Annotated in this window: 10 protein-coding genes; 5 read left to right on the forward strand and 5 right to left on the reverse strand. The window is 71.7% G+C overall.

Features of this window, described 5'->3' with window-relative positions:
• Nucleotides 1-8: 8 nt before the first annotated feature.
• The 3 genes from CW362_RS07385 to CW362_RS07395 form a co-directional block, all read right to left on the reverse strand.
• Nucleotides 9-449: a winged helix-turn-helix transcriptional regulator gene (locus CW362_RS07385; protein ID WP_103548561.1), complete on the reverse strand. Its 441-nt coding sequence runs from the start codon at nt 447-449 to the stop codon at nt 9-11.
• A gap of 494 nt (nt 450-943) precedes the next feature.
• Nucleotides 944-2,083 (reverse strand): matrixin family metalloprotease, encoded by a 1,140-nt coding sequence (locus tag CW362_RS07390; protein WP_103548562.1) that lies wholly within the window; start codon nt 2,081-2,083, stop codon nt 944-946.
• A 1,395-nt stretch (nt 2,084-3,478) separates the two neighbouring features.
• On the reverse strand, nt 3,479-4,492 hold the full coding sequence (locus CW362_RS07395) for a CAP domain-containing protein (RefSeq protein ID WP_103548563.1): 1,014 nt from the start codon (nt 4,490-4,492) through the stop codon (nt 3,479-3,481).
• A gap of 153 nt (nt 4,493-4,645) precedes the next feature.
• On the opposite strand from CW362_RS07395, the gene CW362_RS07400 reads away from it, so the two are divergent.
• The 3 genes from CW362_RS07400 to smc all read left to right on the forward strand — a co-directional run bounded on the left by CW362_RS07400 (nt 4,646) and on the right by smc (nt 9,352).
• The gene (locus CW362_RS07400; RefSeq protein ID WP_103548564.1) at nt 4,646-4,927 is read left to right on the forward strand and encodes an acylphosphatase; all 282 of its coding nucleotides are present in this window, start codon (nt 4,646-4,648) and stop codon (nt 4,925-4,927) included.
• 381 nt (nt 4,928-5,308) lie between these two features.
• The gene (locus tag CW362_RS07405) at nt 5,309-5,512 is read left to right on the forward strand and encodes a hypothetical protein (RefSeq protein ID WP_028802434.1); all 204 of its coding nucleotides are present in this window, start codon (nt 5,309-5,311) and stop codon (nt 5,510-5,512) included.
• Nucleotides 5,513-5,719: 207 nt separating this feature from the next.
• Nucleotides 5,720-9,352: a chromosome segregation protein SMC gene (smc, locus tag CW362_RS07410; protein WP_103548565.1), complete on the forward strand. Its 3,633-nt coding sequence runs from the start codon at nt 5,720-5,722 to the stop codon at nt 9,350-9,352.
• 53 nt (nt 9,353-9,405) lie between these two features.
• Here smc and CW362_RS07415 read toward each other — a convergent pair whose 3' ends face one another.
• Nucleotides 9,406-9,750 (reverse strand): DUF4326 domain-containing protein, encoded by a 345-nt coding sequence (locus tag CW362_RS07415; RefSeq protein WP_103548566.1) that lies wholly within the window; start codon nt 9,748-9,750, stop codon nt 9,406-9,408.
• 330 nt (nt 9,751-10,080) lie between these two features.
• Between CW362_RS07415 and CW362_RS07420 the strand changes: the two genes are divergently transcribed.
• Nucleotides 10,081-11,499, forward strand: a complete 1,419-nt coding sequence (locus CW362_RS07420) for a sugar porter family MFS transporter (protein ID WP_103548567.1) — start codon at nt 10,081-10,083, stop codon at nt 11,497-11,499.
• Nucleotides 11,500-11,686: 187 nt separating this feature from the next.
• Here CW362_RS07420 and CW362_RS07425 read toward each other — a convergent pair whose 3' ends face one another.
• The gene (locus CW362_RS07425) at nt 11,687-12,655 is read right to left on the reverse strand and encodes an LLM class flavin-dependent oxidoreductase (protein WP_103548568.1); all 969 of its coding nucleotides are present in this window, start codon (nt 12,653-12,655) and stop codon (nt 11,687-11,689) included.
• A 649-nt stretch (nt 12,656-13,304) separates the two neighbouring features.
• Here CW362_RS07425 and ftsY point away from each other — a divergent pair.
• On the forward strand, nt 13,305-14,507 hold the full coding sequence (gene ftsY / locus CW362_RS07430) for a signal recognition particle-docking protein FtsY (protein WP_103548569.1): 1,203 nt from the start codon (nt 13,305-13,307) through the stop codon (nt 14,505-14,507).
• The last annotated feature ends 7 nt before the right edge of the window (nt 14,508-14,514 follow it).

The raw sequence follows: 14,514 nt of genomic DNA on the forward strand, positions 1-14,514 counted from the left end.
ACCCGGGCTCACCGGAGCCCCTGGGCCTCGCGGGCCTCGTCGTAGCGGCCACGGGCCGCCAGGACGTCGTCCATGCGGCCCTCGACGAAGCCGATGAGGGCCAGCAGGCGTTCGGCGACCTCGCGGCCCAGCGGCGTGAGGGTGTAGTCGACGCGCGGCGGGTTCGTGGGCCGCGCGTCCCGGTGCACCAGACCGTCGCGCTCCAGCGCGTGCAGGGTCTGGGAGAGCATCTTCTCGCTGACGCCGTCGACCCGGCGGCGGAGTTCGTTGAACCGGAACGTGCCGTCGTGCAGCGCTCCCAGCGTGAGGGAGCCCCAGCGGCCGGTGACGTGCTCCAGCGTGCCCCGGGAAGGGCAGCCGCGGGCGAACACGTCGTACGCGAGGTCCTTGCCGCCGGCGGTGCCCTCGTCGCTCCCGGCGCGCTCCGTGATCCGCGCGGACGATTCCATACCGCCAGCATACTCAGCCACAGCGCCACCCGACAGATTGCGCTAACTCCTGGTCAGTGCGGCGGACCGGCGCCCGGCCCTCCCTTCCGAGCAGGTGCGGGCGGACGTACTCATGCGCGGCGTCCACCCGTCCGGCATGCCGGACCGCGCCCGCTCGGGGGACCGGCCGCCGACCCGGATCCGCCCGGAGAAACGGCACATGGCCGACCCCCCGAGCGGGTCGGCCATGTGATCCGCGGCTGCGTCAGCGGCCGAAGAAGTGCGGGGCCGGGTCTTTGGCCTGCCCCCCTGCGACCGATCGACGCTGCGACCTGCGACTCGGCCGTCGACGGCTGCCGACGTCGGTCGTCGTCGAGCACCTTCGGACGGTCCGGAGGGCGCCTGACATCATGACGGATGAAGCCCCTTGACGCCAGAGCCCGGCAGAGAGACGGATCGCCCTCGGCGCGCTTCGTCACCGCGGGAGCCGTGTCCGGCCGGCATGTACGGCTCGATCACCGGAGCGAGCCGGTGCGAGGGAGGCTCCGCTCCTTCCCGGGGCCCGGCACCGGGGCGGTGTCGGTCGGGCGGGTCGCACGAAGAGGCTGTGCGGCCGGGCCCTCGTCGCTGTCCGGGGCGAAGCACGGTTGGGCGGCGAGCTTCTTCAGCCCGGCGATGTCGCCGGCTCCGAAACGCGTCGGCACGTCCCTCTGCACGCTGGGATACATGATCTGGTAGCGGTCGGTGGTGTGGCCCAGGCCGAGGGCGTGACCGAGTTCGTGCAGGTAGGTGGCCTTGATCTGGTCGACGCCCTTGGACCGGAACGGGTCGGGCGCGACCTCGTTGGCGTGCACGAAGTCGGCGTCGAAGAGCGCGAAGCCGTCGAAGTGCCTGAAAGCGAAGCGATCGTCGGTGACGGTGGAGTACGGCCCGATCCAGGAGTTGCCGCCGAGGCCGATCGCGTAGGTGTTGGCCGTCTCCCTCCAGTTGTAGCCGGTCACGTGGGTCGAGGAGTAGGAGACGGTGATGTCCGCTCCGGTCGGGGCCTTGAACATGCGGGACGGGCCGTTGCCTGCGGGGGAGCCGTTCTTGTCCTCTCCGTTCGAGGCGACGGTGGTGCCCTTGTAGGTGAACCGGTAGCCGCTCGCGGCCGACAGGGCCGTGAACGCCGACTTGAGGCGGGTCAGCTCGGTGGTCGCCTTGCCGCTGCGCTTGTTCAGGGCGGTGAAGTCGACCTTCCAGGTGATCGGGGTGCACTTGTCCCAGTAGGCGAAGACCTTGTTGGACCCGGAGGCCAAGTACTCGTAGGAGGTCGCGCGGCCCGTGTTGGTGGTCGCGGCCTTGGTGGGGGTGGGGGCCTTCATGTACAGGGCCTTGGAGGTGGCGCTGTAGCGGTAGTTGGCCGCGACCCATTTTCCGGCGGTGTTCTTCATGTACACCGACCCGCTGGTGTAGACGCGTGCGGTGACGGTCTTGTAGTAGCGATAAGTGCAGGAGAAGCCCTTCTTGGGGGTGTAGCTCCCGGAAGTGCAGCTGTACGCCTTGGCCGTGACGGTCTTGTAGGTGGCGGCACCGGCGGGGGCGGCCAGGGTTATCGGGAGGACCGCGGCGGCCGCGGTGATCGCGGCCGTGCCGAGGGGGCGACGCTTGTGCATCGGGCTCCTTGCGAGAGGTCGTGACGGAGGGGACCGCCACACTGCGGAGTTCGAACAGGCATGAGTCGACTGGCGGAGCGGCGCTGATTCCGAGCGCGCCGCGGCACGTGCTGCCGGAGGCCGGCCCGCGGACGCACGGGACGGGATGGATGCCGTCGGCTACGTCAGTCCCGGTCGGGGCGCGCCCGCGGGGGGGGGGGGGGGGGCCCCCGGGTTGGGCCCCGACCGGCGATCCGGCCGAGACGGCGCGGAGCTTCATGCGCACTCCAAGTGGCGTGTGTCATCTGTGAAGATCACGTGATCAGTGTGTGTATCACCGAACCGACTCCAAGATCAAGACGGAGGTGCCGCACCGGCGAAGAGTGCCGCGCTCGCGGGGCGGACGGCTTGCGTCTGACCTGCGGTCATGTCTTCCGCGTCGTCCACCGTGGGGCCGCCCCGCGGGTGGCGCCGTGGCTCGACGGGTGCGCGAGGGCCCCGTGGAGGGCAGATGTGATCAAGGAATCGTGAAGGGTGTTCACGCCTTCTTCACATCCGGGGCGGGGTCGTCGCGCTGGTCGAGTCCCTGTCACGTGATGGGCCGGGCTGCCCCGGGAGGGTTCATGCGCACGTGCGCACGCGCGTCGTCCGCGGTGCGTTCTCGGGAATTCGGCCCTGTCCGTCCTCGGCGCCCGGACGGCTCACGCCACGCCCGTCACGGGCATGAGGCACATCGTCGTCAACGGTGGCGAGCCGGTGCGGCTCGGCGTCGGCGGCACCGTGCCGGTTCCGCTCACCGTCACCGCGTGACTGCGGTGACCGGCGCGGACGCTTCCCTGTCGACGCGCAAGTGGTCAACGGCAAGGCCTTCCGCGTCGTACGGGCTGCCCGGCCGACCGCGGACGCCGCGAGAGATCCCCTCTCGGGCGGGTGCTCCTCTTGCCGTCCCGGGGCCTTCCGAGGAGGGGCGGACGTTGCCGGTCCCCCCGGCTCCGTGCGGCTCGCCAGGGCTCTTCGGGCCGGGGGCGGTCATGCGTACCGCGCCCCTCTGGAGAGCGTCCCTTCCCCTCTCGCCGGAGAGTCGAGGAGGGCGGCGTCCCGCCGGGCTTCCCGCACCCCTTCCGGCGCGCGCCCTCTGCGGACGCCGGCCCCGTAGGGAAAGTGGAAGAGGCCGCCTGGCCGGGCCGAGGCGACCTCTTCGGCCGATGCCGGTCACGTGCCGGGCAGGCCGAACCCCCAGGTGTCCCGTCACGCCCGTACAAGGGCGTCGGCCCGTCGGGCCAGTTGTGTCCCCGTCACGTCCGTGAGAGGGCGTCGGCCCGTCGGGTCAGTTCCGACAGCTCGGCCGAGAAGATCCCCCGCACGACGGCCGGACACGGTCCAGGAGGGTTCTTGGCCCTCTGACCTGCGGTTGGCTCAGTAGCCGAAGTCCTGCGTCCACCAAGGGCCGCCCTCGGCGAAGTGGACTCCGACGCCGAGCGTCTTGAAGTCGCAGTTCAGGATGTTGGCCTTGTGGCCGGGGCTGTTCATCCAGGCTTCCATCACGGCGGCCGCGTCGGCCTGGCCGCGGGCTATGTTCTCGCCGCCGAGGCTGGTTATGCCGGCCTTCGCCGCGCGGTCCCAGGGGGTGAGCCCGCCCGGGTCGGTGTGGTCGAAGAAGTCCTGCGCCGCCATGTCCTCGCTGAAGGCCTGGGCCAGGTCCGTCAGGGAGCTGTTCGCGGCCACCGGGCTGCAACCGACCTTGGCGCGCTCGTCGTTGACGAGCTTGAGCACCTCGGCCTCGGCGGCGGCCTCCGCGGACACGTTCACCGGGGACTTGGCGACCGGCGCCTTGGTCTCCTTCTTGGAAGGTTCCGCCGGAGCCTTGGGCTCCTTCGTCTCCTTCTCCTTCTCCTTGGAGGCTCCGGCCCCCTTGCCCTGGTTGTCCTTCTCCTTCGACGGCTCCGTCGTGGTCGGCGGGGCCGACGGCGTCGCGGAGGCCGAGGGGGCGGTGGTCGAGGGGGCGGTCGGGGTCGCGCGTCCGGAGCCACGGCTCGCCGACGTGCCCTCGCGGGCGTCCGCGCTGCCCGAGGTGCCGCCCTGCGGGGCGTCCACGTTGGAGGGCGAGCCCGCGGCCTGGACGCTGTCGGAGTTGGTGCTGCCACCGCCGAGCGCGTAGTTGTCGGCGCCGGGCACGACACCGGCCGCGACGGCCACGGTGCCGAGGGCCACGGCTGCCGAGACGCCGAGCAGTCCGGTCTTGACCGGGCTCGGACCCTTCCGCTTGCGGTGCGAGCGGGCGGCGGAGGCCGACGGGAGATCGGCGATGGCCGCGTAGCCGTAGAGGTTCTCCGGGCCGTAGCTCTCCGTGGAGGTCCCGCTCGTATCCGTGACTCCGGTGGCGCGCCCTGTGGCGGCGCGGCCGGCGTCGGAGCGTCGGTGGCGTCCCATCCTTTGGGCCTTCCTCGATCTTGAGTCAGCGATCCCCACCCGAACCTCACCCCAAAGAGTGAGTTTCTAGTGAGACTCATTGGGTCGGGACGGTACCGCATGGCGCAAGGGAAGGATGTGCTCCAGGGGACATTGTCCGGTTAGCGTGCAGCCATGAACGAGGTTTCACGGCTGGTGGTCTGGGTCCGCGGACGGGTCCAAGGTGTGGGTTTCCGCTGGTTCACGCGGGCCAGGGCGCTGGAGATCGGCGGGCTGAGTGGTTTTGCTCTCAATCTCGACGACGGACGCGTCCAGGTGGTCGCGGAGGGCCCTCGGGCCGGCTGCCAGAGCCTGCTCGACTGGCTCCAGGGGGACGACACGCCCGGCCGGGTGGACGGAGTCACTGAGATCTGGGACACGCCCCGGGGGGTCTACGACGGCTTCGCCATCCGGTGACGGGGACGGCCCCGAGGCCCCCGCGGAGGTGGCGTGGCGTATGCCACCGGCACCCCTCAGTAGTGGAAACGGCCTGGTGGTTGCCAAGAACGCCTCGAAGTGGCAGGCTCCCGAGGTAACGATGATCCAGACGCCCTGGGGCCCCGCCGGAGTCGTCGCGCCGCCGTTCCAGAAGCCGCGCGACAGTGGGTTGCCCGCCGATGCGGGGCGTGATCGTGTTGACCGTCAAACTTTTTGGTGAGACGCTGAAAGCCCCGCGCACCTTAGCTGTTTGGCATGTGGAACGGCAGCACGACATCAGCAGTGTCAAGCATCGCGGGTGCGATTCCCTCACGACCCACACCGCTTCGGTCGGTCACTCAGTGTGGAGGACCATCCATCATGGCAAAGGCGCTTCTCGGTTACGTCGGCGGTTCCGACCCGCGACTCATTGCCGAGATGCGACGGCTCCAGCAGCGCGTCCAGGACCTCGAATCCGAGCTCGTACGGATCCAGGCCGAGAACGACGCGCTCGCGGCTGCCGCTTCTCACGACTCGCTTCTCGAGAGCATCGACGTACCCCAGGCGGAGCCTGCGCTCACCTGACCACTGCACTGCACCATGACAGCAGTGGTTGGGCAGCCCGAATCAACCGCTAAGTTGTCAGATTTGCAAGGGACGCCGTCCGGCGTCCCTTCTTTCTTTCCCCCGAGCATCGTTCCCCCTCTTTAACGTCTGGTCTGCCCTGCGCGTTCACGGGTGAAACCGCGTGTTCATGGAGTGAGACCGGCCCGAAAGGTAGAGTCCGGCGGCGTGCACCTCAAGGCCCTGACCCTGCGAGGGTTCAAGTCGTTCGCCTCCGCGACCACGTTGCGGTTCGAGCCGGGCATCACCTGCGTCGTGGGCCCCAACGGCTCCGGCAAGTCCAACGTCGTGGACGCGCTCAGCTGGGTCATGGGCGAGCAGGGGGCCAAGTCCCTGCGCGGCGGCAAGATGGAGGACGTCATCTTCGCCGGCACCACCGGGCGTCCCCCGCTCGGCCGCGCCGAGGTCTCCCTGACCATCGACAACTCCGACGGGGCGCTGCCCATCGAGTACGCCGAGGTCACCATCACGCGGATCATGTTCCGCAACGGCGGCAGCGAGTACCAGATCAACGGCGACACCTGCCGACTGCTGGACATCCAGGAGCTGTTGTCCGACTCCGGCATCGGCCGCGAGATGCACGTCATCGTCGGACAGGGCCAGCTCGACTCCGTCCTGCACGCCGACCCGATGGGCCGCCGCGCCTTCATCGAGGAGGCGGCGGGCGTTCTCAAGCACCGCAAGCGCAAGGAGAAGGCGCTGCGGAAACTGGACGCCATGAAGGCGAACCTGGCCCGTGTCCAGGACCTCACCGACGAACTGCGGCGCCAGTTGAAGCCGCTCGGCCGGCAGGCGGCCGTCGCCCGCCGCGCCGCCGTCATCCAGGCCGACCTGCGCGACGCCCGGCTGCGCCTGCTCGCCGACGACCTCGTACGGCTGCGGGGGGCGCTCCAGTCCGAGATCGCCGACGAGGCCGCGCTCAAGCAGCGCAAGGAGTCCGCCGAGACCGAACTCAGGAAGGCGCTCCAGCGGGAGGCGCTGCTGGAGGACGAGGTGCGGCAGCTGACGCCGCGTCTCCAGCGCGCGCAGCAGACCTGGTACGAACTCTCCCAGCTCGCGGAGCGGGTGCGCGGCACCGTCTCGCTGGCCGACGCGCGGGTGAAGAGCGCCACCTCGGCGCCCACGGAGGAGCGGCGCGGGCGCGACCCGGACGACATGGAGCGCGAGGCCGTCCGCGTCCGCGAGCAGGAGGCCGAGCTCGAAGCGGCCCTGGAGGCGGCCGAGCGGGCGCTGGAGGACACCGTCGCGCACCGCGCCGAGCTGGAGCGGGAACTGACGGTCGAGGAGCGCCGCCTCAAGGACGTGGCCCGGGCCATCGCCGACCGCCGCGAGGGCCTCGCCCGCCTGGGCGGCCAGGTCAACGCCGCCCGTTCGCGCGCCGCCTCCGCGCAGGCCGAGATCGACCGGCTCGCCGCCGCGCGCGACGAGGCCCAGGAGCGCGCGGTCACGGCCCAGGAGGAGTACGAGCAGCTGAAGGCCGAGGTCGACGGTCTCGACGCGGGCGACGCCGACCTCGCCGAGCGGCACGAGGCGGCCAGGCGGGACCTGTCCGACGCGGAGGCCGCGCTGAGCGTGGCCCGCGAGTCCGCCACGGCGGCCGAACGCGAGCGGGCCGCCACCCGGGCCCGCCGTGACGCCCTCGCCCTCGGCCTGCGGCGCAAGGACGGCACGGGGGTGCTGCTCGGCGCCACCGACCGGCTCACCGGGGTGCTCGGCCCTGCCGCCGGACTGCTGTCGGTCACCCCCGGTTTCGAGGTCGCGCTCGCCGCCGCCTTCGGCGCGGCGGCCGACGCCGTCGCGGTCACCACCCCCGCCTCGGCGGCGGAGGCCATCCGTCTGCTGCGCAAGCAGGACGCGGGCCGCGCGGCCCTGCTGCTCGCCGGAGCCCCCGGGGAACCCCACGTCGGCACCGCACCGGCGAACGGCGCCCCCACGGGCGTACTCCTCCAGGGCCAGGACCAGGACCAGGACCAGGACGAGGGCGGGGAACGGGGCGACGGGCCGCCGTACGCCGCCGACCTCGTCCGGGGCCCCGCCGAGCTGATGCCCGCCGTGCGGAGGCTGCTGCGCGGGATCGTCGTCGTCGGGACCCTGGAGGAGGCCGAGGAACTGGTCCACGCGCTGCCCGGGCTCACCGCGGTGACCGCCGAGGGCGATCTGCTCGGGACGCACTTCGCGCACGGCGGGTCCGCCGGGGCGCCCAGCCTGCTCGAGGTGCAGGCCTCCGTGGACGAGGCGACGGCCGAGATCGAGGAACTGGCCGTGCGCTGCGAGGAACTGACCGAGGAGCAGCGCCTGGCGACCGAGCTGCGAGGGCGGCGAGCCGCACTCGTCGAGGAGTTGGGGGAGCGGCGGCGGGCCGCCGAACGGGAGAAGTCGGCCGTCGCGCAGCAGCTCGGACGGCTCGCGGGGCAGGCACGGGGTGCCGCGGGCGAGGCGGAGCGCGGCACCGCCGCGGCCGCCCGCGCTCAGGAGGCGCTCGACCGGGCCGTGGCCGAGGCGGAGGAACTGGCCGAACGGCTCGCCGTGGCCGAGGAGATGCCGGTCGAGGAGGAACCCGACACCTCGGTACGGGACCGGCTCGCCGCGGACGGTGCCAACGCCCGGCAGACGGAGATGGAGGCCCGGCTCCAGGTGCGTACGCACGAGGAGCGGGTCAAGGGACTCGCCGGCCGGGCCGACTCGCTGGACCGGGCCGCCCGCGCCGAACGCGAGGCACGCGCGCGTGCCGAACAGCGCCGTGCGCGGCTGCGCCACGAGGCGTCCGTCGCCGGGGCCGTCGCCTCCGGAGCGCGGCAGCTGCTCGCGCACGTCGAGGTCTCGCTCGCCCGTGCCGAGGAGGAGCGGGACGCCGCCGACGGCGCGAAGGCCCGCCGCGAGCAGGAGCTCGTGGCCGCGCGGGGCCAGGGCCGTGATCTCAAGGCGGAGCTCGACAAGCTCACCGACTCGGTGCACCGGGGCGAGGTGCTCGGCGCCGAGAAGCGGATGCGCATGGAGCAGCTGGAGGCGAAGGCGCTGGACGAACTCGGCGTCGAGCCGGCGGGGCTCGTCGCGGACTACGGTCCCGACCAGCTCGTACCCCCGTCACTGCCCGCCGAGGGCGAGGAACTGCCCGAGGACCCCGAGCACCCGCGCAACCAGCCCCGGCCGTTCCACCGCGCCGAGCAGGAGAAGCGGCTCAAGTCGGCCGAACGGGCGTACCAGCAGCTCGGCAAGATCAATCCGCTGGCCCTGGAGGAGTTCGCGGCGCTGGAGGAGCGCCACAAGTTCCTCAGCGAGCAGCTGGAGGACCTCAAGAAGACGCGCGCCGACCTCCTGCAGGTGGTGAAGGAGGTCGACGAGCGCGTCGAGCAGGTCTTCACCGAGGCCTACCGGGACACCGCCCGGGAGTTCGAGGGCGTCTTCAGCCGGCTGTTCCCGGGCGGGGACGGGCGGCTGATCCTGACCGATCCCGACAACATGCTCACCACGGGTGTCGACGTGGAGGCCCGGCCGCCGGGCAAGAAGGTCAAGCGGCTCAGCCTCCTCTCCGGCGGCGAGCGGTCGCTGACCGCCGTCGCGCTCCTGGTGTCGATCTTCAAGGCGCGCCCCAGCCCGTTCTACGTGATGGACGAGGTCGAGGCGGCACTGGACGACACCAACCTCCAGCGGCTGATCAGGATCATGCAGGAGCTCCAGGAGGCCTCCCAGCTCATCGTGATCACGCACCAGAAGCGCACGATGGAGGTCGCCGACGCGCTGTACGGCGTCTCCATGCAGGGTGACGGCGTCTCGAAGGTCATCAGCCAGCGGCTGCGCTGATCCTCACGGCACGTCCGGTCCGGGAGCCCGCCGGCCGACGGCCGGGCCGGCGCCTACGGCTGCCCGTCCGGCTCCGGAAGGTCCTCGCCCACGCCCTCGTCGGCAAGTTCGGCGAGCACCTCCGCGTGGCAGCGCTCGGGGACGCACCAGCAGCCGAGGCGGTGGCCGCGCAGGGCGGGGAGCCGTGCCAGCAGGTCCGGCCGTGCCAGCAGATAGGCGCGGTACAGCTCGACGACCTCCTCCCGGGTGCCGTCGTGGCCCGGGCGGAACGGGCTCGCCAGCGGGGAGCCGGTCAGGTGCCAGCCGCCCCGGTGCATGGCGCGGCCGACGTACACCACATCGGCGTACGCGGGATCGTCGCGGTGACCCTTGAGATTGACGACCGTGGTGTGCGGCATGCCCGGATCCTCGTCGCTCGGTCCCTCATGGGCAACGTGAACGGGGCCGGGTTTCCCCGGTGGGACGAGGGGTAGCCGGGTGTGCCATGGGGGCTCTGCTGAACCATCCGGGTACTTGATGTTCAATTATTGAACGCAATGACGCTGGATCGTCGCCTGAAGTTCAGGACTGCCTCGAGTTTGACTTCGAAACTTGAAGGCATATTCTCTCCGACGTTGTTTTTACCTTCAGGTGGTGGCCCGCATGAACCTGTGCGCCACTGGTAACCACCAGCGAAGGCTTTCGCCCCCCACCCCCGGCAGCGAGGCCGGTGGCCCGAGGAGTCTTACGTGACCAGCGCATCACAGGCACCTGTGCCAGGAGCCACGCCGGCTCATCCCGAGCACCTCGGGCATGTCATCTTCATCGCGGCGGCGGCCGCGATGGGCGGCTTCCTGTTCGGCTACGACAGCGCCGTGATCAATGGCGCGGTCGAGGCCATCCGGGACCGGTACGACATCGGCTCCGCGGCGCTGGCCCAGGTCATCGCCATCGCCCTGATCGGCTGCGCCGTCGGCGCGGCGGCCGCCGGCCGCATGGCCGACCGCATCGGGCGCATCCGCTGCATGCAGATCTCCGCGACCCTCTTCACCGTCAGCGCGATCGGCTCGGCGCTGCCCTTCGCGCTGTGGGACCTCGCCTTCTGGCGGATCATCGGCGGATTCGCCATCGGCATGGCCTCCGTCATCGGCCCCGCCTACATCGCCGAGGTCTCCCCGCCCGCGTACCGCGGACGGCTCGGTTCGTTCCAGCAGGCCGCGATCGTCGTCGGCATCGCCATCTCGCAGCTCGTCAACTACGCCATCCTGAACGCCGCCGACGGCGACCAGCGCGGTCAGCTGCTGGGCGTGGAGGCCTGGCAGGTCATGCTCGGCGTCATGGTCATCCCGGCCGTCCTGTACGGGCTGCTCTCCTTCGTCATCCCCGAGTCCCCGCGCTTCCTGCTCGAGGTGGGCCGCAGGGACCGCGCGCGGGAGGTGCTCGAGGAGGTCGAGGGCGACAAGATCGACCTGGACGCCCGGGTCGCCGAGATCGAGGCGGCCATGAGGCGCGAGACCAAGTCCACCTTCAAGGACCTGCTCGGCGGCAGCTTCCTCTTCCTGCCGATCGTCTGGATCGGCATCGGGCTCTCGGTCTTCCAGCAGTTCGTCGGCATCAACGTCGCGTTCTACTACTCCTCGACGCTGTGGCAGTCGGTCGGTGTCGACCCGACGGACTCGTTCTTCTACTCGTTCACCACGTCGATCATCAACATCATCGGCACCGTGATCGCCATGATCTTCGTGGACCGCATCGGCCGCAAGCCGCTCGCCCTCATCGGCTCGGTGGGTATGGCCATCGGTCTCGGCCTGGAGGCCTGGGCCTTCTCCTACGACCTGGTCGACGGCAAGCTGCCGGCCACCCAGGGCTGGGTCGCCCTGATCGCCGCCCACGTCTTCGTCCTCTTCTTCGCCCTCTCCTGGGGTGTCGTGGTCTGGGTGTTCCTCGGCGAGATGTTCCCCAACCGGATCCGCGCCGCCGCGCTCGGCGTCGCCGCCTCCGCGCAGTGGATCGCCAACTGGGCCATCACCGCGAGCTTCCCGTCGCTGGCCGACTGGAACCTCTCGGCCACCTACGTGATCTACACGTGCTTCGCCGTGCTCTCCATCCCCTTCGTCCTGAAGTTCGTCAAGGAGACGAAGGGCAAGGCCCTGGAGGAGATGGGCTGACCATCCGTGTCACCGGCGGCTCCCCACGGCCGCCCGTGTCGCCGGCGGCTTCCCGCGGCCGCCACGTCACCGGCGTCCCCCCACGGCCGCCGGTGACTCCCCCGACCCGGGGAGAAGGGCCAAGTCCCCGCTGCCCTTCTCCCCGTACTGGTGAAGAGGGTGTGCCGCCCCGGCCCGGGCCGTCAGGTCACGCGAGCCGGGGCAGCACGCTCTCGCAGAACAGCTGTAGGCTCCGCCGGCCCTCGTCCACGGGCATCCCGCCGGCCAGCGGATGCAGGACGAGGTTGTCCAGGCCCTGCTCCACGCACTGGTCGGGCGTGAGGACGCGGTAGACGCCCTCGGCGCGCAGCTCCTCGACCGTCGTGGCCGCCGACCGCACCGCCGAGCGGATCTCGCCGGACTGCCAGGAGGCGTACGTCCGCGCCTCGTGCAGGAAGTGGCGGCCGTACTCGGCCCACGCCCGGTCCGGGTCCTCGGCGATGTGCAGCAGCGGCGTCTCGGCGCCGGGCATCATGGTCCAGCCCTCGGTGCCGTACTCGATGAGCCGCTCCTTGTAATAGGCCTCCAGCTCCGGCAGGTGCGCGCTCGGGAAGAACGGCAGCCCGAGCCGGGCGGCGCGCCGGGCCGCGGCCCTGGAGGAGCCGCCCACCAGCAGCAGGGGGTGCGGGTCCGAGAACGGACGAGGGGTGACCCGTACCGTGCGGCCCCGGTAGGTGAACTCCTCGCCGGTCCACGCCTTCAGCACCGTCTCCAGGAGCTCGTCCTGGAGCTTGCCGCGCCGTTTCCAGTCGACGTCGAACTGCGCGTACTCCTCGGGCCGGTAGCCGATGCCGGCCACGGTCACCAGCCGGCCGCCGCTGAGCAGGTCGAGCACGGCGATGTCCTCGGCGAGACGCAGCGGGTCGTGCAGCGGGCCGATGACCGCGGAGACGGTGACCGCGATGCGCCGGGTCGCCCCGAAGACGGCGGCCGCGAAGGCGAAGGGCGAGGGCAGCCAGTTGTTCGCCACCCCGTGGTGTTCCTCGGTCTGCACCGTGGTGATTCCGCGGTCGTCGGCGTACGCGGCCATCTCGACGGCGGCTCGGTAGCGGGCGCCGAGCGAGGCGGGGGTGGCGTCGGGTTCGACGAGGTTGAAGCGCACGACCGTCACGGGCATGGGGAGCCCCCCTTCGTGTGTGGAGGAGGACGGTAGCTGACGGAGCGTCAGACGGCCATAGGTGCGGGACCACCGCGAAGCCGCGGCACGGGACGGTCCCCTTCCGCGGGGCCGGGTCAGGGGCGCGGGCCCTTCGCGGGGGCGCGCCGGCCGCGCCACGACGGGCCCGGACACCACGTGCGTGCGGCATCCGCACCGCACACGCGCGACAGGGGCGGCGCAGGGCCGGAGCGGCGCGGGGACGACGGTGACGGCAACCGTGCCCCGGTCCGCCGCGCGGACCGTGACCCGCGCCGGGCGGCGCCCGCCCTCGGAGGTGCCCTGCTTCCCGTACGGCCGGGTGGTGCCCGCCCCCGGAGGTCCCTCCGCACCCGTACGGCCGAGTGGCGCCCCACCCGGAGGCCCCCCGCACCCGTACGGCCGGATGGTGCCGCGCGCTCGGCGGCACCCGGCCGTACGGGTGCGGGATGACACCACGCGCGCCCGCTCAGTCCTGCCCGCGGGGGCGGTCCTGAGAGGTGCCGCGGCTCCGCCCCGAGGCTTCCTGCCGGCGGCCGGCCGAGTGCCGGACCGGCCCGGCCGACGGGGCGCGCGGCCCTCGCGCGGACAGCGGCTGGCCAGACGTGAGGTCACGCATACTGGACCCGTTATGGAAACCATCATCCTTGCTGTAGTCATCGCCGTAGTGGTGATCGCCGCGCTCGGTGGGCTCGTCGTCGGCAGTCGCAAGCGGAAGCAGCTGCCCCCGCCGCCCCCCGCCGCCCCCGACATCACCGCCCCCCCGGCCGAACCGCACGTCGGCGACGAGGCCGAGACGCCGCGCGAAGAACCGCGCCGCACTCTGGAGGAGGTGGACCTCCCCGACGGCTCGGCCGGCCCGTCGGTCGTCGTCGAGGAACCCCCGGCCGCTCCCCAGATCGAGATCCCGGAACCGACCGCCGGCCGTCTGGTGCGCCTGCGCACCCGGCTCTCCCGCTCGCAGAACGCGCTCGGCAAGGGACTGCTCACGCTGCTCTCGCGCGAGCACCTCGACGACGAGACCTGGGAGGAGATCGAGGACACGCTGCTCGTCGCCGACGTCGGTGTGCAGCCCACCCAGGAACTGGTCGACAGTCTGCGCGGACGGGTGAAGGTGCTCGGCACCCGTACCCCGGCGGAGCTGCGCGGCCTGCTCCGCGAGGAACTGCTCAAGCTGGTCGGCACCGACGTCGACCGTACGGTGAGGACCGAGCCCGAGGGCCGCAAGCCGGGCATCGTGATGGTCGTCGGCGTCAACGGCACCGGCAAGACCACCACCACCGGCAAGCTCGCCCGCGTGCTCGTGGCCGACGGCCGCACGGTCGTGCTCGGCGCCGCCGACACCTTCCGCGCCGCCGCCGCCGACCAGCTCCAGACCTGGGGCGAGCGGGTCGGCGCCCACACCGTGCGCGGGCCGGAGGCGGGCGACCCCGCCTCCGTCGCCTTCGACGCGGTGAAGGAGGGCAAGGAGATGGGGGTCGACGTGGTCCTCATCGACACCGCCGGCCGGCTCCACACCAAGACCGGTCTCATGGACGAGCTCGGCAAGGTCAAGCGCGTCGTGGAGAAGCACGCTCCGCTCGACGAGGTGCTGCTCGTCCTCGACGCGACCACCGGCCAGAACGGTCTGGTGCAGGCGCGTGTGTTCGCCGAGGTCGTGGAGATCACCGGCATCGTGCTGACCAAGCTCGACGGCACGGCGAAGGGCGGCATCGTCGTCGCGGTGCAGCGCGAGCTGGGCGTCCCGGTCAAGCTGGTCGGGCTCGGCGAGGGCGCGGACGACCTGGCGCCGTTCGAGCCGGAGGCGTTCGTGGACGCCCTCATCGGTGACTGACCACCTT

It is taken from the genome of Streptomyces populi (genome assembly GCF_002911015.1).
Lineage (GTDB): Bacteria > Actinomycetota > Actinomycetes > Streptomycetales > Streptomycetaceae > Streptomyces > Streptomyces populi.